The sequence below is a fragment of the Buchananella sp. 103232 genome (assembly GCF_058725725.1).
Genome location: NZ_JBZXJM010000033.1, coordinates 84399 through 106749, shown reverse-complemented (window position 1 = coordinate 106749; position 22351 = coordinate 84399). Strand labels below are relative to the sequence as shown.

General features: G+C 67.4%; 18 protein-coding genes, 2 tRNA genes and 1 pseudogene. 7 read left to right on the top strand and 14 right to left on the bottom strand.

The features are described from left to right. Nucleotides 1-134: 134 nt before the first annotated feature. The 4 genes from AC4PWQ_RS05600 to AC4PWQ_RS05585 form a co-directional block, all read right to left on the bottom strand. Nucleotides 135-899 (bottom strand): HAD family hydrolase, encoded by a 765-nt coding sequence (locus AC4PWQ_RS05600; protein ID WP_492090030.1) that lies wholly within the window; start codon nt 897-899, stop codon nt 135-137. A 66-nt stretch (nt 900-965) separates the two neighbouring features. Next, nucleotides 966-1424 carry a PTS sugar transporter subunit IIA gene (locus tag AC4PWQ_RS05595; RefSeq protein ID WP_371152486.1) on the bottom strand — a complete coding sequence of 153 codons (459 nt, stop codon included), beginning with the start codon at nt 1422-1424 and terminating at the stop codon, nt 966-968. Continuing rightward, nucleotides 1421-1651 (bottom strand): PTS sugar transporter subunit IIB, encoded by a 231-nt coding sequence (locus tag AC4PWQ_RS05590; protein ID WP_371152487.1) that lies wholly within the window; start codon nt 1649-1651, stop codon nt 1421-1423. The genes AC4PWQ_RS05595 and AC4PWQ_RS05590 overlap by 4 nt, the downstream gene beginning before the upstream one ends. A gap of 126 nt (nt 1652-1777) precedes the next feature. Next, complete coding sequence (locus AC4PWQ_RS05585; RefSeq protein ID WP_371152488.1) at nt 1778-2533, bottom strand: GntR family transcriptional regulator; 756 nt, start codon at nt 2531-2533, stop codon at nt 1778-1780. A gap of 376 nt (nt 2534-2909) precedes the next feature. On the opposite strand from AC4PWQ_RS05585, the gene AC4PWQ_RS05580 reads away from it, so the two are divergent. After that, complete coding sequence (locus AC4PWQ_RS05580) at nt 2910-4211, top strand: PTS transporter subunit EIIC (RefSeq protein WP_371152977.1); 1302 nt, start codon at nt 2910-2912, stop codon at nt 4209-4211. A 452-nt stretch (nt 4212-4663) separates the two neighbouring features. Here AC4PWQ_RS05580 and malQ read toward each other — a convergent pair whose 3' ends face one another. Both malQ and AC4PWQ_RS05570 read right to left on the bottom strand, forming a co-directional pair. After that, entirely contained in the window at nt 4664-6841 is a 2178-nt protein-coding gene (malQ, locus tag AC4PWQ_RS05575) for a 4-alpha-glucanotransferase (RefSeq protein WP_492090029.1), read from the bottom strand. 143 nt (nt 6842-6984) lie between these two features. Next, entirely contained in the window at nt 6985-7239 is a 255-nt protein-coding gene (locus AC4PWQ_RS05570; RefSeq protein WP_492090028.1) for a PTS sugar transporter subunit IIB, read from the bottom strand. 327 nt (nt 7240-7566) lie between these two features. On the opposite strand from AC4PWQ_RS05570, the gene ptsP reads away from it, so the two are divergent. Both ptsP and AC4PWQ_RS05560 read left to right on the top strand, forming a co-directional pair. Next, nucleotides 7567-9252 (top strand): phosphoenolpyruvate--protein phosphotransferase, encoded by a 1686-nt coding sequence (gene ptsP, locus AC4PWQ_RS05565; protein WP_371152491.1) that lies wholly within the window; start codon nt 7567-7569, stop codon nt 9250-9252. Then, nucleotides 9249-10256, top strand: a complete 1008-nt coding sequence (locus AC4PWQ_RS05560; protein WP_371152492.1) for an acyl-CoA thioesterase — start codon at nt 9249-9251, stop codon at nt 10254-10256. The genes ptsP and AC4PWQ_RS05560 overlap by 4 nt, the downstream gene beginning before the upstream one ends. Before the next feature lie 81 nt (nt 10257-10337). Here the strand turns inward: AC4PWQ_RS05560 and ettA are convergent, their stop codons facing one another. The 3 genes from ettA to AC4PWQ_RS05545 form a co-directional block, all read right to left on the bottom strand. Further along, entirely contained in the window at nt 10338-12020 is a 1683-nt protein-coding gene (gene ettA / locus AC4PWQ_RS05555) for an energy-dependent translational throttle protein EttA (RefSeq protein ID WP_371152493.1), read from the bottom strand. A gap of 103 nt (nt 12021-12123) precedes the next feature. Further along, a complete protein-coding gene (locus tag AC4PWQ_RS05550) occupies nt 12124-12942 on the bottom strand; it encodes a single-stranded DNA-binding protein (protein ID WP_492090027.1) in 819 nt (272 codons plus the stop codon). 753 nt (nt 12943-13695) lie between these two features. Then, nucleotides 13696-13768: transfer RNA gene (locus AC4PWQ_RS05545), tRNA-Arg, on the bottom strand. A 97-nt stretch (nt 13769-13865) separates the two neighbouring features. Here AC4PWQ_RS05545 and AC4PWQ_RS05540 point away from each other — a divergent pair. After that, on the top strand, nt 13866-15197 hold the full coding sequence (locus tag AC4PWQ_RS05540; RefSeq protein WP_492090026.1) for a Gfo/Idh/MocA family protein: 1332 nt from the start codon (nt 13866-13868) through the stop codon (nt 15195-15197). Nucleotides 15198-15363: 166 nt separating this feature from the next. Here AC4PWQ_RS05540 and ilvA read toward each other — a convergent pair whose 3' ends face one another. Further along, nucleotides 15364-16605, bottom strand: coding sequence for a threonine ammonia-lyase IlvA (gene ilvA / locus AC4PWQ_RS05535; RefSeq protein WP_371163718.1), 1242 nt, complete (start codon nt 16603-16605; stop codon nt 15364-15366). 178 nt (nt 16606-16783) lie between these two features. On the opposite strand from ilvA, the pseudogene orn reads away from it, so the two are divergent. After that, a pseudogene (gene orn / locus AC4PWQ_RS05530) lies at nt 16784-17395 on the top strand (oligoribonuclease); the annotation flags it as partial. 556 nt (nt 17396-17951) lie between these two features. Then, nucleotides 17952-18027, top strand: a tRNA-His gene (locus AC4PWQ_RS05525). Here AC4PWQ_RS05525 and AC4PWQ_RS05520 read toward each other — a convergent pair. Further along, nucleotides 18020-18292, bottom strand: a complete 273-nt coding sequence (locus AC4PWQ_RS05520) for a hypothetical protein (RefSeq protein ID WP_492090025.1) — start codon at nt 18290-18292, stop codon at nt 18020-18022. The genes AC4PWQ_RS05525 and AC4PWQ_RS05520 overlap by 8 nt on opposite strands. Nucleotides 18293-18358: 66 nt before the next feature. On the opposite strand from AC4PWQ_RS05520, the gene AC4PWQ_RS05515 reads away from it, so the two are divergent. Then, nucleotides 18359-19503, top strand: a protein-coding gene (locus AC4PWQ_RS05515) for an IS3 family transposase (protein ID WP_492090024.1) whose coding sequence is annotated in 2 segments (ribosomal slippage) — nt 18359-18644 and nt 18644-19503 — 1146 coding nt in all. Because the reading frame shifts where the segments join, the coding sequence is not laid out codon by codon here. Here the strand turns inward: AC4PWQ_RS05515 and AC4PWQ_RS05510 are convergent. The 3 genes from AC4PWQ_RS05510 to AC4PWQ_RS05500 form a co-directional block, all read right to left on the bottom strand. After that, entirely contained in the window at nt 19491-20933 is a 1443-nt protein-coding gene (locus AC4PWQ_RS05510) for a recombinase family protein (protein ID WP_492090023.1), read from the bottom strand. The two genes, AC4PWQ_RS05515 and AC4PWQ_RS05510, sit on opposite strands and share 13 nt — an antisense overlap. Before the next feature lie 383 nt (nt 20934-21316). Further along, complete coding sequence (locus AC4PWQ_RS05505; protein WP_492090022.1) at nt 21317-21880, bottom strand: hypothetical protein; 564 nt, start codon at nt 21878-21880, stop codon at nt 21317-21319. 6 nt (nt 21881-21886) lie between these two features. Then, nucleotides 21887-22327 carry a single-stranded DNA-binding protein gene (locus AC4PWQ_RS05500; protein WP_435942119.1) on the bottom strand — a complete coding sequence of 147 codons (441 nt, stop codon included), beginning with the start codon at nt 22325-22327 and terminating at the stop codon, nt 21887-21889. Nucleotides 22328-22351 lie beyond the last annotated feature (24 nt).

Genomic DNA, 22351 nt, shown 5'->3' with positions numbered 1-22351 from the left:
AGCGCGGTGGCGGGAGGAAAACTCCCGCCACCGCGCTTTTGTAGGTAGGGGCGGCAGCGTCGTCCCTCTAGCAGCTGTGGGCGCCCACCCAGGCGGCCTCGCCTGTCTGCGCAGAAGCGCTGGGGGCGGGCAGGCTAGGCGATGACCGGGCGCAGGGCGTCGTGCAGGGCGGTGAAGTCCGGCATGGTGGCGTGAGCGCCGGCCTCCAGCAGGGCGGCGTCCCGGTAGCCGGTGGTCACGCCCAGCACCATCCCCACCCCGGCGGCCAGGGCGGAGCGCACCCCGGCGGGGGTGTCTTCGACCACCAGGCACGAGGCGGGATCCACGCCGGCCACCTGCGCGCCGCGCACGTATGGCTCCGGGTGGGGCTTGCCTCGGGAGACGTCCTCCGCGCTGACCAGGTGCAGGCCGTCCCAGCTCAGCCCGGCCAGTTCCACGCCCTCGCGGGCCCACTCGCGCATAGCGGAGGTGACCACGCAGGCCCGCTCGAACAGGCGCACAAACTGGGCGGCCCCACGGATCGGCACCGGCGGGTAGGCGCGCATGTCCACCAGGCTGTTGACCTCGACGATGAGGGCGTCGATGTCAAGGCCCTCGGCGTGCCACGGCCCGGGGATGTCCCGGAATGAGTCCCGGCTGGTGCGCCCGGTGAACAGGGGCAGCACGGCCTCGTCCAGGTGCCAGCCGTGCGCGGCATAGAGTGCGCGATATGCGGCCTGGTTGGCCGGTTCGGAGTTCACCAGGGTGCCGTCCATGTCGATCAGCAGGCCGCCGGCGCGGGCGGAGCGGGTCGCGAAGTCGATCACCGCAGGGCTCGCGGCGGCTGGCGTGACGGGTTCGGCCGGGCCGGAGGCATCCTGGGCAGGCGCGGGGCTGATCCACTCGTCGCTAGCCGGCATGCTGACTCCTTCACAAAACGAGCGAGGGGCGCGGGCTTGCGCCCGCGCCCCTCAACCCTAAATGGATCACTCCCAGCTCACCAGCGGATCGCCAACGTTGACGTCGGCCCCCTCGTCGGCAACGACGCTGATCGCGTCCTTGCCGTCCAGGGCGATGATCGGGCAAACGGTGCGCCGACCACCCTCCTCAATGTCCTTCGGGTTCCAGGTGACCAGCAGCTGGCCCTCCTCGACCTCGGACTTCTCGGCCGCGTGCAGGGTGAATCCCTCGCCCTTGAGCTGGACGGTGTCCAGGCCCAGGTGCACCAGGACTCCCTTGCCTTCGGCGGTCATGATGACAAAAGCGTGGGGGTGGAACTTGACGATCTTGCCGGCCACGGGAGCAACTACGCGGCTTTCAGAACCGTCAATTGCCGGCTGGATTGCGATTCCAGGTCCGACGATGCGCTGGGAGAAGACTGCGTCCGGAACCTCGTCCAGGGACACAACCTTGCCCGCCAGCGGGGCTGAAATCTGCAAGGTCACCGGATGTCCTCGATGTCCTCCGCGATGGTGTCGGCGTTCGGGCCGACGATGACCTGCACAACGTTGCCCATGCGCATGACGCCGTGAGCACCCGCGCCCTTCAGCGCGGCCTCGTCCACCACGGACGCGTCCTCAACCTCAACGCGCAGGCGGGTGATGCAGGGCTCCAGCTCAATGATGTTGTCGCTGCCACCGAGGGCGGCGAGAATCTGCTCGGCCTGAGACATGTAGACACACTCCTTCGTGATCTCTCTGGACCAATTCGGTGGTCCAGACCAATATTTTTCTCCCATTGCGGCCCGTAGTCAAATGATTAGCGGCCGTCATTTGGATTCCCTGGGAGGCGCGGGCGGCTAGATCCCACCGCCGGGGGACGCGGCCTTGCGCGCGAAGGCGACCACGGGGACCGTGACGGCGTAGCGGTCGGCGCGGAACGTCGTGATCGTCTTGGCCACGCTGAGCGAGCCGGCAAACACGCGGCGGGTGATGCGCAGCGCCGGGTGGGGCCAGTCCACCTGCAACACCCGGCACTCCGAGTGCGTGAAGATCGCGCCCTCCACCGTGTCCTCGCCCCAGGTGGGTTCGAAGCCGGCCCGCGTGAGGGAGTCGTAGAGAGAGCCGTCCTCCACGTGCGCCTCCTCCAGGGCGACCAGGGAGCACGGCAGCCAGATGTCCTCCAGCGCGATGCTCTTCCCGTCGGCCAGCAGCAGCCTGCGCACATAGAACGTCTCGGTTCCCGTAGGCACCTCCAGGTCCTGTGCCAGCAGCGGCGGGGCCTTGACGGTCTCGAACGCCAGCACGCGCTTGGAGGGCTTCAGTCCCCGACGCTGCATCTCTGCGGTGAAGGAGGTCAAGCGCACCTGGGCGCGCCGGTTCGGCTGCGCCACGAAGGTGCCGGAACCCTGCACCCGCTCCAGCCGGCCCTCGTTCACCAGGGAGTCCACGGCCTGCCGGACCGTCATCCGGGACACGCCGAACAGTGAACACAGCACCCGCTCGGAGGGAATGGCGTCCCCCGGGGACAACTCCGTGGATATCAAAGAGCTCAGGTAGTCACGCACCGCCTTGTGCTTGACAACTACCACCGCATCCCCCAGATAGCTCGCCACTTGCCCAACAGGCTACCGCCTTCTGCGCCCACGTGGCCCAAATGTGCTGCCCAAATTCCTTCCACCCCGGGCGCGCTCCAACACGGCATAGCGGGGCGAAGCTGGCCCGCACCACCCCGCTCGCGCCCGAATTGCGATCAACCAAAGCTCAATTGCAGCAAAAGCTAACCTGAATCTGCGAAAACCCTGGGAAGAAACTTGACACGAGATTGAAGGCGAGGTTGAGTTGTACGCAGCTGGTCCAGACCTGCGCATAGCGTGCACCAATGGACGGGCCCACCCTCAGCCCGAGGGTGGACGGCATTGCGGCGATGGCGCCGCACGTCAAACAGGAGCTCAATTGAGTACTTCAACCCCGACTCGCTCCGGCGGCTTCATGGCCGTTGCGCAGCGCCTTGGTCGTTCTCTGATGCTTCCGATCGCCACCCTGCCTGCAGCTGGTCTGCTCCTGCGCTTCGGCCAGGCGGACATGCTGGGCGCTGACGGCCTCGGCAAGCACGTCGAATTCATGAACAAGGTTGCCGACGTTCTCGGCGCCGCTGGTGGTGCCGTCTTCGGCAACCTCCCCCTGATCTTCGCCGTCGGTGTGGCCGTCGGTTTCGCCAAGAAGTCTGACGGCTCCACCGGTGTGGCCGGTCTGATCGGCTACCTGGTGTTCTCCGAGACCCTCAAGCCGATGTCCAAGTTCGTCATGGGCGTCGACGAGGCCGGTGCCGCGCTCAAGACCGTCAACTACGGCGTGCTCGGCGGTATCCTCATGGGTATCATCGCCGCTCTGCTGTGGCAGAAGTACTACCGCGTGAAGCTGCCGGACTGGCTGGCCTTCTTCGGTGGTCGCCGCTTCGTTCCGATCATCACCTCCGGTGTGGCCGTGGTGCTCGCCGTCGTGATGTCCTACATCTACCCCGCCTTCGACTGGCTGGTGAACCAGAAGCTCGGTGGCTGGCTGATGAACGAGAGCAACGCCGTCCTCGGTGGCTTCGTCTTCGGTACCGTTAACCGTCTGCTCATCCCCTTCGGTCTGCACCACCTGATCAACTCCATCCCGTGGTTCACCCTGGGTGCTTGCACCGACAAGGAAGGCGCCACCCTGCACGGCGACCTGACCTGCTTCTTCAACGGTGTTGACGGCACCAACGCCTGGTCCGGCTCCTACATGACCGGCTTCTTCCCGATCATGATGTTCGCCCTCCCGGCCGCCGCCTTCGCCATCTGGCAGACCGCCAAGCCCGAGCGCAAGAAGGCCACCGGTGCCCTCATGTTCTCCGTGGCCCTGACCGCGTTCCTGACCGGTATCACCGAGCCGCTCGAGTACGCCTTCGCCTACGTTGCCTTCCCGCTGTACGCCGTGCACGCGGTCCTGACCGGTTCCGCTCTGGCCGTGACCAACCTGCTGGGCGCCAAGGACGGCTTCACCTTCTCCGCTGGTGCTATCGACTACCTGATCAACTTCGGCAAGTCTGCTGAGCTGTCCGGTGGCGTGTTCCAGGGCCCGATCATGATCGTCCTGGTCGGCCTGGCCTACGCGGTGATCTACTTCTTCGTCTTCCGCTTCATGATCCCCGCGTTCAACTTCCCGACGCCGGGTCGCGAGGACGAGGGCGACGGCTTCGAGGCCGCTCAGGCCGAGGCTGCCGTTCGCACCGGTAAGGTTGCCGAGGAGGCCCGCAAGCGCTGACGCGCTAGCGAGTTTCTAAGCAAACTTGCTCCCGGGGTGGGGGCCGAGCAAACGCTCGGCCCCCACCCTTTGGCTTTCCGGCCAGATCCGCCCAAGGTTTTTCGAGCCGTCCCATACGCGGGCGCGGCGGTGTTAACGTGCGCCCCCGAGCGCACAAGAGTGAGTGCGGGGTACATCCGACCGACCGGTGCCATGGCACCAAGCGGTCGGATGTACCCCGTCGCAGCATTTGCGCGGCTCGAGCCGACCGGACTCCGGTTAGCTACTCGCGGCCCCCACGCGTTCGCGCGGCAACCACCCGCCGGGCACGCAAACGCCCCGGGCGGGACCCCAGACGCCCCGGGCGGGGAAGGCTCGCTTCGCACACGACAAGAGCGCGCACGGGCAACGCGAAGCGGGTGGGTGAGGCGGCTGCGGCCGCCTCACCCACCCGCTTCAGCAGGGCGCACCGTTCAGGAACGCGGGCGCGTCCCCATCGCCTGGCGCATCACCGCGAACAGCGAGTGCGCGCGCTCGCTCCCCGCCACGTCCTCCACCAGCACGGGCGTGCCGGTCCCGTCGCCCAGCGGGATACGCCAGTTGGCGTACTCCTCATCCGTACCGGGCTGGTTCTGCGCGCGCTTCTCCCCCACGGCGTCCACCAGGGCCACCCCTACGAGCTGGGAGGGCGTGTCCGCCACAAAGCGGTGCATGCCGGCAATAATCTGCGGCTCGGAGGCAGCGTCGTCCACCAAGTATCCCCGCTCGATCAACTCGCCAACCATCTGTGCGCGCTCGGCGCGGGCCTCGGCGCGGACCTGCTCAACGTCGTCCTCCAGCAGCCCCAGGCGGTGGCGCAACTCCACGTGCTCGCCGTCCAGGTAACCGGCGGTGGGCGGCAGGTCGTGCGTGTTCACGGTAGACAACGCCAGGGTGCGGTAGTCCTGCGGGGCCAGGAAGCCGCCCTCCTCGTTCTTCTCGAACCACATGATGGAGGTGCCCAGCACGCCACGGTCTGCCAGGTAGTCCCGCACCCACGGCTCCACCGTGCCCAGATCCTCGCCGATCACCACGGCGCCGGCGCGGTGGGCCTCCAGCAGCAGCACGCCCAGCATCGCCTCGTGGTTGTAGCGCACGTAGGTGCCATCTGCCGCGGACTCCCCCGCAGGCACCCACCACAGGCGGAACATGCCCAGGATGTGGTCAATTCGCAGCGCACCGGAGTGGGCCAGCACCGTGCGTGCCATGTCACGCAGCGGGCGGTAGGCCGCGCGGGCCAACGCGTCCGGGCGCCACGGCGGCTGGTCCCAGTTCTGGCCCTGCTGGTTGTACATGTCCGGCGGCGCACCCACGCCAATACCCTTGGCGAAGTTCTCCGGCATAGTCCACATGTCCGCGCCGTGCTTGGAGACGCCCACGGCCAGGTCAGCCATCACACCCAAGCGCATACCGGCGTCGCGGGCGGTGTTCTGGGCGGCGGCAAGCTGCTCGTCGGCCACCCACTGCAACCACACGTAGAAGTCGATCCGGGCGGCCAGGCGCTCGCGCGCGGCCTCCACGTCCTTTCCGTGGACGTTCTCCAGGCCCACGGGCCAGTCGATGCCGTCCTTGGCGCAGCCGCGCTCCGGGGAGAGCTCCTCCACCAGCGCGCACCACAGGCCCCAGTTCTCCAAGCTCTGCCCGCCCCGGCGGCGGAAGCGGTCGAAGGCAGCCTGCCGGCCAAAGCGGCGCTGCACGTGGAAGACCTCCTCCAGCGCCTCCAGCTTGCTGGCCCACGCCGCGTCACGCTCCACCCGCTCGATCGAACGAGCCGCGGCCTGCCAGCGACGCTGGGCGTCCTCCAGGCGTGCCCGCGCCGGGGCCGTGAGCTTGCCGTACTCCTCGATCAACTGCGGCCGCACGTAGAGGGGGCTGACGAACTGGCGCGTCACCGGCAGGTACGGCGAGGCAGTGATCGGCGGGATCGGCTCCCCGGCGTGGGTCGGGTTGATCAGCAGGAAGTCAGCTCCCTGCTCGCCGGAGATCTGCGCCAGGTCAGCCAGGTCCCCGTAGTCGCCCATGCCCCACGACTCGTTAGAGAGCGTGGAGTAGACCTGGGCCATCACGCCCCAGCCGCGCCAGTCCCGGCCCGGCAGGGCATCCAGGCGGAAGGGAGTGACGGCCAGGGGGCAGCGCACCTCTCGCCAGAACTCGCCCTCGCCGATCTCGGCGACCAGCTCGTGCCAGCCCAGGGGCAGGTTCTCCGGCAGGTAGAAGGTGGCCCGGCCGATCAGGTTGCCGTCCACCTCGCGCGGCGCAACGTAAACGTCCATCTGGGAAAGCTGCCACTGCCCGCCCAACTCCAGCTCCACACGGACGGTGACGCGCTCCCCGTGGTGCACGTGCACCGGCAGCTCGTAGCTGAAGCCGGAACGCATGACCACGCTGGGGGGAAGGGCGTCCCGCCACGGCTCCAGTTCAACCTCTGCAAGGGAGCGCGCTACCTCCTCATCTGTGGCGGCTTGCCTGCCCAAGGCCTCAAGAACGGCAACCAAGACTCGCTCTTGCACCTGCCGATGGTTGCCGGAGAAATCCCAGTACTCCGTTGCAACCCCACACTTGTTTGCCAATTCGCGCAAAGCGCCGACGTTGCCGGGAACCGTGCCAGACATGGGTCGCCATCCTCCATTGGGTGGACCGACTTGCAGAGTGTTTCAGTCGGATTCAAGCCAAATCTACCAGCACAGAGCCGCAATTTTTGCAATGCGTTGCAGGAAATCTCAGGCATTGGTGGCTAAGTAGGCCCCAGCTGAACTCACACGACGCGGCGGGCAACCCCAAGTCGCTCGACGCTATCTACCACGTCGTCAGTCTCTTGCCCCAGCACCACCTGAACAACATTGCCCGTGCCAGAGATGATCGCGGCGAGCGCCCCGGCACCCCGCAGGTCGGGGACGGAGACGCGCCGAACATCGCGGACCTCCACCCGCATTCGGGTGATGCAGGACTCCACGTTGATGACGTTTTCTGCTCCGCCCAGGGCAATAAGAATCGCCTTCGCGCGCTCCAACACGGCGTCACCTCTCTCCTGCACACAGGGCCAGAATCAGCACAACCATAACACCAATAGGTGTCCGGCGTCACATTTGCACCCCTACGGTAGGGGCGCTCGGGCCTTCGCGGAGTGCCGGCCAGCCGACGGGGCCAGGCAGCCGCGCCACCGCTCCACCGCGCCCGCGCTCCGCCCCGATTTCCCCCGCTCCCCCACCCCAGAACCACCCCGGGAGACACCCGCCGGGAGCGAATCGAAAAATCGCCTTGTTCGCGCAGGGCGTTCCGCCTCCAAGAGGGCACTTAATCGGGGACAATTGCGCCAAGCAGACATAAGGAGGGTCCCGTGACCGAGAACGATCTCAGCTTCGAAGGTATCCCCGTCAGCCCTGGACTGGTGGCTGGCCCTATTGCCCACATGGGTGCTGGCATTGAGGAGCCGAGCCCGGATGAACGCTTCGCTGGGGACCCCGCCAGCGCCAAGGAGCTGATCCAGGCTGCTGCGGCTGCTACCAAGGCTGACCTGGAGTTCAAGGCCGCCTCCGCTCAGGGTGAGGGCCGCGAGGTTCTGACCATGACGGCCCAGATGGCCGCAGACAAGACCCTGGTGAAGCAGGCAGCCAAGCTGGTTGTGAACGAGGGCGTCTCCGCCGCCCGCGCGGTCTGGGTGGCCGCCGGGACCATCGCCGCCCAGCTGGAGTCCCTGGGCGGCTATATGGCCGAGCGCACGCGCGATGTTGCTGACGTGCGCGACCGCATCGTGGCCCGCCTGACGGGCCAGGACCTGCCGGGCATTCCCGAGCGCCCGGAGCCTTTCATCCTGGTCGCCCGCGACCTGGCCCCGGCTGACACGGCGCTGCTGGACCCGGCCAAGGTTATCGGCATCATCACCGCAGAGGGTGGCCCCACCTCCCACACCGCGATCCTGGCCCGCGACCTGGGCATCCCGGCGATCGTCGGCGCCGGCAACGGCGTGCTGCGGAACCTGAAGGCAAACTCCTTCGTGCTGCTGGACGGCGCCAAGGGGCGCGTGAGCGTCAACCCGTCGGTGGAGGACATGGAGCGCGTGGCCGCCCTGTCGCGCCGCAAGGCGGTGTTCAACGGCACCGGTCAGACCAAGTGTGGTCACCGCGTGCAGCTGCTCGGCAACGTGGGTGACGCCACCAGCGCGATGGCTGCGGCTGCGGCCGGCGCGGAGGGTGTTGGCCTGTTCCGTACCGAGTTCGCGTTCCTGGACGAGGCCGTGGAGCCGAGCCACGAGAAGCAGGTGGAGGCCTACCGCGCGGTTTTGGCCGCGTTCCCGGGCAAGAAGGTGGTTGTGCGTACCCTCGACGCGGGCGCGGACAAGCCGCTCCCGTTCGTAACGGACATGAGCGAGGAGAACCCGGCGCTGGGCGTGCGCGGTTTCCGCACCTCGTGGAAGTTCCCGCAGGTGCTGACCAACCAGCTCAAGGCCCTGGCCGCCGCCGCTGAGATGGAGACGGCCGACGTCTGGGTGATGGCGCCGATGATCGCGACCATGCCGGAGGCGGATTCCTTCGTGAGCCAGTGCGAGGAGCTGGGGCTGAAGACTGCGGGCATCATGGTCGAGGTGCCTTCTGCGGCCCTGACTGCGGACCGCCTGCTCTCGCGCGCCAAGTTCGCCTCCATCGGCACCAACGACCTGACCCAGTACGCGATGGCCGCCGACCGCATGCTCGGTTCGCTGGCTCAGCTCTCCACGGTCTGGCAGCCTGGCGTGCTCGCTCTGATCGACGTCACCTGCAAGGGTGGCGCCGCGAACGACGCTCCCGTGGGCGTTTGTGGCGAGGCGGCCGCCGACCCCGCGCTGGCGGTGGTCCTGACTGGCCTGGGAGTCAAGAGCCTCTCTATGACCTCCCGCGCTCTGGCCGACGTTGCCGAGGTGCTCGCCTCGGTGACGTTGGAGGAGTGCCAGGAGCTAGCCGCTTTGGCGCTCACGGCCGTGGACGCCAACTCCGCGCGCGAGGCCGTGCGCAGCCGCTTGCCGATCCTGGAGGAACTGGGTCTGTGAGCCGCGCAGGGAACGCTCCGTTAAGGGTTCCCTCCGCTTCATCCGAGCCGCTCGCCTCCGTCCTGCGCATTTTGCAACTGGACGGAGGCGAGGGGCCGGATTGTTTTGTGGGGACTTCTTTGCCGCAGCTGGGAGGCCGTGTTTACGGCGGCCAGGTGATGGCGCAGGCGTTGCTTGCTGCGGCGGCCACAGTGCCCGGTGCGGCAGTTTGCGGCGCTACCAGTGGGGTGGACGACGCTGCCCGCTTACCGCACTCAGTACACGCGGTCTTTTTGCGGCCAGGCGCCCTGGACGTGCCGTTGGAGTTTCGGGTGGAGCGGCTGCACGACGGGCGTTCGTTCTCCCGGCGCCGCACGGCCGTCTACCAGGGCGGCGAGGCGATCATGACGCTGGTTTCGTCGTTTCAGGTGGAGCAGATCGGGCTGGAGTTCGCCGATTCCATGCCCGCCGGGGTGCCGGGCCCGGGCGAGTTGAAGAGCGCCATCGAGTTGTTTCGCACGGTGGAGCACCCGGTGGCGAAGTTCCTGGGCAAGACGCTGGCGATGGACGTGCGGCACGTGGATAGTCCGCTCTACGTCTCGCGCCCGCAGGAGCGCGGGAGCAGCCAGCTGTTGTGGATGCGTACCCGCGGGGACGTGCCGGCCGGGGTTTGTCAGACAGTGGCCCGGGCGTTGCTGCTTTACACGTGCGACCAGGTGATGCTGGAGCCGGTGCTGCGAGGGCACGGGATTCACTGGCTGGAGCCGGGGTTGTCCCTGGCCACGCTGGATCATTCGATGTGGTTCCACGGGGACGTCGACGCGGCCAGTTGGCACCTCTATCAGCAGGACACACCGGCGGCTAGCGGCGGGCGGGGCCTGGCGCGCGCCAGCATTTACGCCCCGGACGGCCGCCTGGTGGCCTCCGCGAGCCAGGAGGGAATGGTGCGGGTACCGGGCGATGACCCGGCCCAGGCCGGACGGGAATCCTTCCTGGACACCCCACCTGCGGGCCCCAGCAAATAGGTTCGCGCGGGGCAAAGGCGAGGGCGGGTGGCTGCCGCGTTGCGCGGCAGCCACCCGCCCTCTTCGCTGGGAAACCCCGGCTTAGTCGCGGGTCAGGCGGCGGTGGGTGACCCGGTGCGGGCGGGCCGCCTCCGGGCCCAGTCGCTCGATCTTGTTGGCCTCGTAGGCCTCGAAGTTGCCCTCGAACCAGTACCAGGAGGCCGGGTTCTCCTCGGTGCCCTCCCAGGCCAGGATGTGGGTGGCCACGCGGTCCAGGAACCAGCGGTCGTGGGTGACCACCACGGCGCAACCCGGGAACTCCAGCAGGGCGTTCTCCAGGGAGCCCAGGGTCTCCACGTCCAGGTCGTTGGTGGGCTCGTCCAGCAGCAGCAGGTTGCCACCCTGCTTTAGGGTCAGGGCCAGGTTGAGGCGGTTGCGCTCACCGCCGGAGAGCACCCCGGCCGGCTTCTGCTGGTCCGCACCCTTGAAACCGAAGGCGGAGACGTAGGCGCGCGAGGGCATCTCCACGTTGCCGACCTGGATAAAGTCCAGGCCGTCGGAGACGACCTCCCACAGGGTCTTGTCCGGGTCGATGCCGCCACGGGTCTGGTCCACGTAGGAGATCTTGACGGTCTCGCCGATCTTCAGGTCACCGGAGTCCAGCGGCTCCAGGCCCACCATGGTCTTGAACAGGGTGGTCTTACCGACGCCGTTGGGGCCGATCACACCGACGATGCCGTTGCGCGGCAGCGTAAAGGAGAGCTTGTCGATCAGGACCCGGTCGCCAAAGCCCTTGGTCAGGTCGGTGGCCTCGAGGACCACGTTGCCCAGGCGCGGGCCCGGCGGGATCTGGATCTCCTCGAAGTCGAGCTTGCGGGTGCGCTCGGCCTCCGCAGCCATCTCCTCGTAGCGGGCCAGACGCGCCTTGGACTTGGCCTGGCGGCCCTTGGCGGACTGGCGCACCCACTCCAGCTCCTCGGCCAGGCGCTTGGCGAGCTTGGCGTCCTTCTTGCCCTGGACCTCCAGGCGGGCTGCTTTCTTCTCCAGGTAGGTGGTGTAGTTGCCCTCGTAGGGGTAGAGGCGGCCGCGGTCGACCTCGGCGATCCAGCCGGCGACGTGGTCCAGGAAGTAGCGGTCGTGGGTCACGGCGATGACGGCACCCGGGTAGGAGGCCAGGTGCTGCTCCAGCCACAGCACGCTCTCAGCGTCCAGGTGGTTGGTGGGCTCGTCCAGCAGCAGCAGGTCCGGGGCTTCCAACAGCAGCTTGCACAGGGCGACGCGACGGCGCTCACCACCGGAGAGCACCTTCACGTCCGCGTCCGGCGGCGGGCAGCGCAGCGCGTCCATCGCCTGCTCGAGGCGCGAGTCCAGCTCCCAACCGTCGTTGGCGTCGATGAACTCCTGCAGCTTTCCCATCTCTTCCATGAGGGCGTCGAAGTCCGCGTCCGGGTCCGCCATCTGCTCGGAGATCTCGTTGTAACGGTCCAGAGCGCCCTTGAGCTCGGCCACGCCCTCCTGGACGTTACCCAGCACGGTCTTTTCCTCGTTCAGCGGCGGCTCCTGCAGCAGGATGCCGACGGTGTAGCCCGGGGTGAGGCGGGCCTCACCGTTAGACGGGGTCTCCAGGCCGGCCATGATCTTCAGGATCGTGGACTTACCGGCGCCGTTGGGGCCCACCATGCCGATCTTGGCACCAGGCAGGAACATCATCGTCACGTCATCGAGGATCACCTTGTCCCCGTGCGCCTTGCGCGCCTTAATCATCGAGTAGATGTACTCAGCCACTTACCCTCCCAGGTGTGTTCATATCCGGCTAAATCCTAGCCGGGAAGCACCGGCGCCAAGCGGTACGTGGGCCGAGCCTTTAGTCACGCTCGGCCCACGTCCCTCAAACGGACTGCAGCTCGTACTCCAGCTCGGCGGAGGTGAACTCAGCCCCGCCTCCCCCGGCGTCCTCCAGCGCCTGGGAGGGGGCCTGTGCGCGGTCCGCTGCGGCCGGGGCCGCTTCCGCCCCGCCCTGCGGGAACCCGCCCACGCCGGCCAGCGGAATGAAGTCCGTCCCCGCCTGCGGGCCGCTGTCCCCGCCCACGCCGGACTCGCGCAAGGCTCCCCCCGCAGTGGCAGGCTCCCCGTCGACCCGAGGGGCGGCAGTCGCCCCGTCCTGCGGCACGCTGCTCCCATCCTGAGGGCCTGCGTTCCCCTCCCCGGGCCCCGCGCTGCCCTCCCCAGGTCCCGCGCCCGTAGCCCAGGTGGGCGCGCCGTCGGCAGACTGGGAGGGAGGGGTGGGCGCGGCAGCGTCGTCCATCTGAGAGGACTGCGCGTTCTCCTCCTGCGGGCGGCCGGAATTGCGGTCCACCACGCGCGCGTATGTAACCACGCCACGCTTGACCTCCACCGAGATGCTGGAGGCGTGGATCACCACCGAGGTCTGCGTGCTTCCCGCCCGCTCCCACCGCTCGGTGGCAAGCCGGCCGATGACAACCAGCGGCATGCCCTTGCGCACCGAGGAGGCGACGTCCTGCGCGGCCTCCCGCCACGCCTTGACGGTGATGAACTCCGTGTCCAGGTCCTTCCACCCCTCGGCGGTGCGGTAGCGCGGGGTGGCGGCGATGCGGAACTCGGCCAGGTCCGGCCTGCCCTCGCTGCGCAGCAGGGACGCGTTCGTCGCGGCATAGCCGTGGACGGTGATCTCTATCGGGTTTGACATGGTGGCTCCTTTCGAACTGGCGGCGAGCGCCGCACCTCCAGCCTGTTAGGTCGGCGGAGCCAAACCAACGGCGCGTGCGTAAAGCGCGCTGGAGCCGGTTATCCCCAGGTCGGGCGCCGCCGCAGCCCCGCCCGCACCGGTGGATAAGTGGGCGGTGCGGCGCCGGGGCTCGGTGGCTCATCTCGAAGAAGCGGGCCCCGACTCGACGTTTGCCTGTTCAACTCGACGTTCGCCTTCTCAACTCGACGTTCGCCTGTTCAACTCGACGTTTCCACCCAAGCTAACGTCTAGATTCACCACCAAACGTCTAGATTCACCACCAAACGTCGAGACCGGATACCGGGCCCTCGCAGCGCGGCCTCACTCTCTCGCACTCCCAGCCCGACATTCCACCCCTCAACTCGACGTTTGCCTGTTCAACTCGACGTTCGCCTTCTCAACTCGACGTATGCGCCCCTCAGCCCGACATTCCGGCGCTCAGTCTGGAATTCCCAACCAGCTCACACGAACCTGGCACGCACCGTTTGGACGAGTCTCGGGGGCGAGCGGCAGGAATGCGCGCACGGTAAGGACTGTTTTCTTTTGAACTGAGCCCCGGCACTTGTCGGCCAGGACGCCACCCCGCCCTGCGCCCCTCGCCACCCCGCCCTTAGCCCCTCACCACTCCCGCCCAGGCATCGGAGGAAAAGAAAAGGGCGAGCCAACGCTGTCTGCGGCGGTCGCTCTGCCGGTCACCCGGCCCTTTCCAAAGCGCGCCCCCAGCAGGATTCGAACCTGCGACCAAGGGATTAGAAGGCCCTTGCTCTATCCACTGAGCTATGGAGGCTGGCGCCCGTTTAGAGCGAGCGCGCGTCGCGGCCCATTATGGCCCCTTTCCCGCGTGGCACGCACCCCCGCCGGCCCGAGGGATCAGAATTCTGCTCATGACCTCGCCTCTCCAGCCCGCCGCGCCGCACCCTTCCAACACCTCTACCGCCGACGCCTCTCCCGCCGCTCCGACACAGGCTCCCGCCGCGCCACACCCCACGCCCACGGCCCCACCCACCACCACCCCCGCCCTCCCGCTGGGCACGCGCCGCCTGCGCATGGGCGTGGTGGGCGTCGGGGCGCGCGCTCCCCTGGCACTGCACGCGCTGGACTGCCCGCACGGGGTGGACCTGGTGGCGGCACTGGACCCGCACCCGCAGGCCGCCCGCCGCGCGCAGGACCGCCTGCGCCAACCGGTCCCGGTGGCCTCTACGTTGCAGGACTTCCTGTCCTTCGATCTGGATCTGGCCTTCGTCACCTCCCCGGACCACACTCACGAGGAGATCGCCCCGGCCCTGCTACGCGCGGGCGTGGCGGTCTATCTGGAAAAGCCGCTGGCGATCACGCTGCCCGGCGCCCTGGCGATCCTGCAGGCGGCCCGCGAGTCCGGCACCGCCCTGTACGTGGGCCACAACATGCGCCACATGGCGGTGGTGCGCACGCTGCGCCGCCTGATCCAGGAGGGCCTGGTGGGCCAGGTCAAGGCGATCTGGTGCCGCCACTTTGTTGGCCACGGCGGCGACTTCTACTTCAAGGACTGGCACGCAGAGCGCCGCTACACCACCTCGCTGCTGCTGCAGAAGGCGGCGCACGACATCGACGTGATGCACTGGCTGGCCGGCGCCTACACGCAGCGGGTCACGGCCTTGGGCGGCCTGACGGTGTACGGGGACGTGCCTTCCCGCGCGGACAACTCCGACCGGCTCATGACCGACTGGTTCGACCGCACCGCCTACCCCGCCACGCAGCAGACCGGACTGAACCCGGTGATCGACGTGGAGGACCTCTCTCAGGTCCTGATGCGCCTGCCCGGCGGCGTGTTCGCTTCCTACCAGCAGTGCCACTACACCCCGGACTATTGGCGCAATTACACGGTTATCGGCACGCACGGGCGCCTGGAGAACTTTGGGGACGGCGCCGGTGGGCGCGTGGTCCTCTACAACCACCGCACCAACTACAACGAGGCCGGCGACCAGGTTTTCCCCATTGCGGAGGAAGCCGAGGGGCACGGGGAGGCCGACGCCCTCACCGTGGCCGAGTTCCTTCGCTTCCTGCGCTTTGGCACGCCCACGGACACCTCTCCGGTGGCCGCCTACCACGCGGTCGCTACGGGCATCGCGGCCACGCTCTCGCTGCGCCAGGACGGCCAGCCGTACGACGTCGCCGCCCTGCCCGCCGATCTCGCGGCCTACTTCGAGTCGAACCAGGGCCGCAGCGCCCTCCCCTAGGGTGCCGCCCCGCGTCCGGGCCGAGTGCTAGGGGCGGTAGGTGGGCGACGTCGGCCACCCACCTACACCACGAACCGGCCTCACTGGCCACAGGCCGGGCGGGGACGACGTCGGCCACCCACCTACACCACAAACCGGCCTCACTGGCCACAGGCCGGGCGGCAGGCTAGATGAGGAGGCGGAAGAGGTCGGACTCGCCGGGGATCTCCTCCACGTGCACCGGCGAGGCGTCGATGCGCTTGCGCAGGGCGGTGATGTCGCGCGGGTCGGCCAGTTCGATGCCCACCAGGGCCGGGCCGGTCTCGCGGTTGTTCTTCTTGGTGTACTCGAAGAGGACGATGTCGTCGTCGGGGCCAAGCACCTCGTCCAGGAAGTAGCGCAGCGCGCCCGGCTGCTGCTGGAAACGCACCATGAAGTAGTGGCGCAGGCCCTGGTAGCGGGCCGAGCGCTCGGCGATCTCGTCGTAGCGGGAAAGGTCGTTGTTGCCGCCCGAGACCACGCACACCACCGGGCCCTTGGGCTCGAACGGCAGGCCGATGCGCAGCGCGGCGGACGCCAACGCGCCGGCCGGCTCCGCGATCACGCCGTCGGCGTGGTACAGGTCCAACAGCTCGGAGCAGACCGCGCCCTCCGGCACCGTCACGAACGGGATGTCCAGCCCCGCCACGATCTCGTAGGAGCGGTTACCCACGCGGGCCACTGCGGTGCCGTCCACGAAGTTGTCCACGCGGTCCAGCTCCACCGGGCGGCCCGCCGCGAGCGCCGCCTGCATCGAGGCAGCCCCGGCCGGCTCCACGCCCACCACGCGCGTCTGCGGGGCGTTTTGCACAAACCAGGCGGCGATGCCGGCCAGCAGGCCACCTCCGCCCACCGGCACCAGCACGGTGTCGATCCCCTCCGGCCCGGCGGCCTCGAAGATCTCCTGCGCCGTGGTGCCCTGGCCCGCGATCACGTGCGGGTCGTCGAAGGGGTGCACAAAGTTCGCGCGCGTCTCCATCGCGTGCAGCTGGGCACGCGCGGAGGCGAGGTCAAAGTTGCCGTCCACGATCACCTGCTCCACCCACGGGCCGCCTATCTCCGCGATCCGGTTGCGCTTCTGCCGCGGCGTGTTGGACGGCAGGAAGATCTGCCCCTCCACCCCGAGGTCGTTGCAGGCGAAGGCCACCCCCTGGGCGTGGTTGCCGGCCGAGGCCGCCACGACGCCGCGCGCCCGCTGCTTTTCGCTCATCGCCGCGATCGCGTTGTAGGCGCCGCGCACCTTGAACGAGCGGCAGCGCTGCACGTCCTCGCGCTTTAGCAGCACCGGGAAGCCTGCCGCCTCGCTCAGGCGGTCGCTGCGCTCCAGCGGCGTCTCTTTGAGTACCCCGTCCAGGCGCTCGCGCGCGCCCGCAAAATCAAGCGCCGTCATACCAGCCCTTTCGTGTCTATCCCGCTCTACAGAATAGTGCGCCCGCCCCGCCACGCCCTGCAGTGTCTCGCGGGCGGCCGGTGTCTGCAGGCGTCCCGGCGCGCTCTCGGGGCGCTCCCGGCGTCTCGGCGCGCCTGGTTTTCCCGGCTTCCCGGGCGGCGGGCATAAGCTAGGGGCCGTGAGTAGTAGCGAAAACGACCCGTTGGTGTGGATCGACTGCGAGATGACGGGCCTGGACCTGCAGCAGGACGCCCTGGTTGAGATCGCGGTGATCGTCACCGATTCTGACCTGAACCCGCTGGGTGAGGGGATCGACCTCATCATCAAGCCGCCGGCTGCGGCGCTGGAGGGCATGAACGACTTCGTCCGCAGCATGCACACCACCTCTGGTCTACTGGAGGAGCTGGACGGCGGCATTCCCCTGGCGGAGGCGGAGGCCCGCGTGCTGGCGTACGTCAAGCAGTTCTGTCCCACCGAGCGCAAGGCAATCCTGGCCGGCAACTCCGTGCACACGGATAAGTCCTTCCTGGACCGCGACATGCCGGAGCTGATGAGCCACCTGCACTACCGGATCGTGGACGTCTCTTCTCTGAAGGAACTGGCCCGCCGCTGGTACCCGCGCGCCTACTACAACGCCCCCAAGAAGGAGGGCGGCCACCGCGCGATGGCGGACATCCTGGAGTCGATCCAGGAGCTTGCCTACTACCGCGACGTGCTGCTGCCCGCCCCGCCCGGGCCGTCCATGACCACCTGCAAGCGCGCGGCCCGGCGCCTGCTGGCCGAGCGCACCGAGCGTGCTGCTGCTGCCGGCGTGGTTCTGTCCAAGCCCAGTGCGGCGGTCGAGACGGACGGCGCGACCGAGGGGCCGACCGGCGGGGGCGAGGCCGGGGAATCGACGGGTGCCGCCGAGCAAGCCTGAGGCGTAGGCGCCGATTTCGCGAGGTGGCCGGGTGGACGACGTTCCGCCCGGCCGCTGCGTTAAGCACGGCCTGCGGTAAGCGGCCGGGGCGGGGCAGCTCTGCTCGGGGCCGCTGTGCTCGGCAGGGCCGGGGAACCGGCGCGGCCCGGGCACCGGCGCGGGGAGCTGCCCGTGCGCCGGCCCACCAGTGAATCAGTAGGTCGTGGGACCGCCGCGTTCGGCACTGCCCGTGCAGCGGCGGCCCGCGCCCCCGGGAGCGGACGCGCTCACCCCTGTCCAGTCACTGCCCGTACGCCGGCGGCCCGCTCCCGGGCCAGCGCCCTGGCCCGAGCCCCGCCCACCCGTGTGGCAGGGAATACACCGCCAGGATTTCCCTTTTCCGACCCCGGGGCGATAACATCTTCATTCGTTGCGCCATGCAACCCTGGTGGGTGTAGCTCAGTCGGTAGAGCGTCTGGTTGTGGTCCAGAAGGTCGCGGGTTCGAGACCCGTCACTCACCCCAGATGGGTCAGGTGTGAACTCTCGACCAAGGGACCACCCTTGGTCGGGGTTCCGTCCTGGCCCTGTTTTCGTGCCCGGGCGGCCCAGGTCAGGGCGTCGGCCTGTAGATCGGTGTTGGCGAGCCCGTCGTAGGGACTCCGATACCCGACCCGGATGTCGTTGTCCTCGTCGATGTAGATCGCCTTGAATAACGCCTGATTACACAACCGACGGTTCGCATCATCGGCACGGGCATAGATGTCACCCACATGAGCCAGCAGCAGCAACGGGGAATGGTGTAATGGTTGGTGTCACTGGTTGCGGGGCTGTTGGTCTCGCGGGAGGGGGCTGTGATGCCCAGGAAGTATGCGCCGGAATTCCGTCGGGATGTGGTGCGTTTTGCGTTGAATCGTCCTGCTGGGATGACGTTGGCGCAGGTAGCAGCTGATTTTGGGATTGGGGGTTCGACTCTGGATGCTTGGATCAGACGCGAGCAGGTTTCTAAGGGTGTGCTCAAGGCTAGTGCGGGTGAGGACAAGGCCCGCATCGCGCAGTTAGAGCGCCAGTTGCGGTTGAAGGAAGAAGAGTGCTTCATCCTTAGAAGGGCGGCGGCTTACCTGGCCCGTGATGTGAACCCAAAATGATCTACCCCCTGGTAGAAGAACTAGCTGGTTTGGGCATAGCGGTTAGTCGGATCTGCCGGGTGCTTGGTATCGCCCGCCAGCCTTTCTACCGGTGGCGCGGGTGTAGGCAAAGCCGGCTAGAACAACGCCGTAGCTACTTAAAGGAACGGGTGAGGGCCATCCATAGTGCTGATCCTGCTTTTGGCTACCGGCTGATCACCGATGAACTAGCCCGCCAGGGAGTCAAGGTGGCTAGCCGCACGGTGTGGTCGATCTGTCACGAGTTGGGCATTAGGTCTATTACTACACCCAAAGGCAAGACCAAGACCACCAAGAGCGCTAGAAGCGTTGGGGTTGATCTGGTTGGGCGGGTCTTTCATGCCGATGGGCCTAACCGTCTCTGGCTTACTGACATCACCGAACATCCCACCACTCAGGGCAAGTTGTATGTGTGTGCGATCAAGGACGTGTGGTCTAACCGGATCGTGGCTCTTAGCAGTGCTACGTCCATGAGCGCTTCTCTCGCGGTTAACGCTTTGGCCCAGGCGGTAGCAGACCGCCACCCACCAGCCGGGTGTGTAATCCATTCAGATCGTGGTGCGCAGTTCACTTCCACGGCCTACCGGCAAGCTGCCCTCGCCTACGGGCTGGTCCAGTCCATGGGACAGGCCGGTACGTGTGCGGACAACGCTGCCATGGAGTCCTTCTTCGCGCTCTTACAGAAGAACGTGCTCAATACCCGCAAGTGGGAAACCCGTCAGGAACTAGCCACCGCCATCCGCCACTGGATCGAATCCACCTACCACCGCCGACGCCGCCAAGCCCGCCTAGGCAAACTCACACCAATCGAATACGAAACAATCTACACAAACTGACACCAAAACTTGCACCAGACCCACGAGTCGTCCAGGTTCGCCCGCGCATCCGCATAATGCCCGTGATGCGCGGCCGGCCGGTACTCGATGGTCTCCAACGACCCGGTGATCCGGTCCTGCTCCCGCTTCAACAACCCCAACGGGACCGCACCCGCGTAGTGGGCCTGCAACAGTTTGCGCTGCTCGTCCTCCAGACGGGTCCGGCGGGCAGCCAGATCAGCCAACTCCCCCGCACCCTCGGCCATCATCTGATCGAACCTCGCATGCAACATCCCCGACAGCGCCTGCCGGGTCTCCGGGTCGATCTGAACCGTCTCGTAGAACCGTTCAACCAGCCGCTCCACCTGCTCGATCAGCATCGCCTGCCGGGTACAGTTCCCCCGGCCCGCGTGCCGTGCCGAACACACGAAGTACGGGTAGATCCGGCCCCGGCCGCTCCTGGCATGACACACCAACAGCCGCGACCCGCACTGCCCACAAAACACCGTCCCCTTCAAATAGTGCTCGTGCACCTGGGTCGCGTCCGCGGCCGACCGGTGCGTACCCAGCACGGTCTGGACCTGATCCCACACCTCGTTCGCCACGAGCGCCTCATGGACCCCCGGATAGGTGACCCCCTGGTAGCGGACGCTTCCCTTGTAGTACGGGTTCGTCAGCATCCGATGCACCGACGACTTACTGATCGGCCGCGACGGCCGCCGTGGCGTGGCCGGCGTGGTCAACCCCCGCGCCACCAGTTCCCGATGCAACTGGCTGGTCGTCCAGTCCCCCGACGCGAACACCTGGAATGCCCACCGCACCAGCGGCGCCCGATCCTGGTCGATCTCGACCGTGCGCACCTCACGACCGAACTCGTCACGCACCCCCACATTGCGATACCCGATCGGCGCCCTCGTCACCGTGCCACCCTGCGCCGCCTTCTGCGACAGCCCCTTCACCACCTCGGTGGCCAGGTTCCGCGAGTAGAACTCCGCGATTGAGGACATGATCCTGTGCAACAACATCCCCGACGGAGTCTCGTCGATGTTCTCGGTGGCCGACACCAACGTCACCCCGGCGTCCTTCAGCGCCAGATGGATCGTCACATCATCAGCCCGGTTCCGGGCCAGCCGGTCCACCTTGTGCACAATGCAGTAGTTCGTCTTGTGCTGGGTGACGTACTGGATCATCCGCATCAACTCGGGCCGATCCGCCTTACGCGCCGACTCACCCGCGTCAACGAACTCCTCCACAATCGTCGCGCCAAGCTGATCGGCCTTGCGTTGATTCGCCTCCCGCTGCGCCGGGATCGAGAAACCCTCGGCGTTCCCGTCCTTCTCCGCCTGCTCCTTCGTGGAGACCCGCAGATAGGACACCGCGACCGAACCTGGGAACGGGGTCGGCGCGACGAGACTGTCTATCGCGGTTCGGTGTGCGTCGATCATCGTCATGGCCCTTCTCACGTCACTGGTCTCCCGACGCGGACTGACGAGCCTGGCGGATGTTGATCGTGAGAAGAGCCCGGGGGCTGTAGGACTAGGCCGAGTCGGCCACGTTTGCTTTGCCTCGTCGTGGCGAAGCGCTAGGACCACAACATCCGCCGTCCGCGACGGGTGTGCTCATTCTACGACGGCGGGTGCGTCGAAGCACAGGGCCGTTCGGGCTGAGCCGTGTCTGGCGAGCGACCCGCGCCGGATTGTTGGAGTGCCAGGCGGATCAGCAGTTCACTCAGCTTGTCCAGGTCGGGCGGCTGGTGGAACTCGGCTCGGATCGTCAGTACGCGTTCGCTCTGCTGGCGCTGCCCCGTCTTGCGAACGTAGCGGCGCACCACGACTCACACCTCACCGCTGTCGGGATCGATGGCAGCGAAGAAGGCGTCCTCTGCTTCTTGCCGGGCCGCAACCTCGTCCAGGACGAACTGGACGAAGTCCTCGTCACGGTCGGTGATCGGCGTCTCCTCAATGGGCGGCGCCGGGTCTTCACCCGGCCAGTTCGTCTGGCGTGTGGGTCGGTCCCGGTCCAGACGGGTTCCGGATGTCGCCACCCAGTCCCGGAGGCGGGCTCGGGCGTCGGCGAAGTCGCGATGCCAGCCCAGCGGTGCCGAGCCGTTCTGGTCGGGGTCGTAGGCGCACAGCCAGTGAAGGTGCAGCGCGGACAGTTCCCAGAGCAGTTCGGGGTGGCGGTGCCAGCACGGCGGGATCACGCTCGCCGGAAGTCCGTAGGTGTGGCGCAGCCAATCGACCCAGCGGTTGAGTTCGAGCAGTTCGGCTTCGAGATCGTTCGCGGTGAGCAGATTCCAGTTGATCGGGTGCGGCGGCTCGGGAATGTCGAGTCGGGCTGACGCCGGCCCCACCTCGGGCGGGATGTCGTCATCGGTCGGGAGAAACTGATCGGTCATGATCGCTCACATGCCGATAGCGGTCGCGTTGGACGGCGTGGGCTGCTGAGGCGCGGCGAACGCTGCGGAGTCGCGCCCGGATGCTGAGCGCCCACTGCGATCTACCTCGTAGCGAGTACGGGCAAGGTCATGGCCGATCCTGCTCGCGATGAACTCCTCACCCTCGAAGCGCTGGCCGTTACGTTCGTAGGAATAGTCACGCACCCGGCCGTCCGCGATGATGTTGTCGCCTTTGGCCAACCGCTCCGCTCCCTGCTCGGCAGCACCCCGATAGGCGACGAGGTCGTGGAAGGTCGTCTCCAACTGAGTGAAGGTGTTGTCGGGTTCCTTGCGGTAGTGCTCGATCCCGATCTTCAGGTACAGGCGTGCGTCGCCGCGCTCGGTGTAACTGAGTTGGGGCTCTGAGGCAACGAAACCCGATATGGACTGGTGGGTGTGAATGGCCATGGTGGCGTCCTCCTGGTCTTGGGC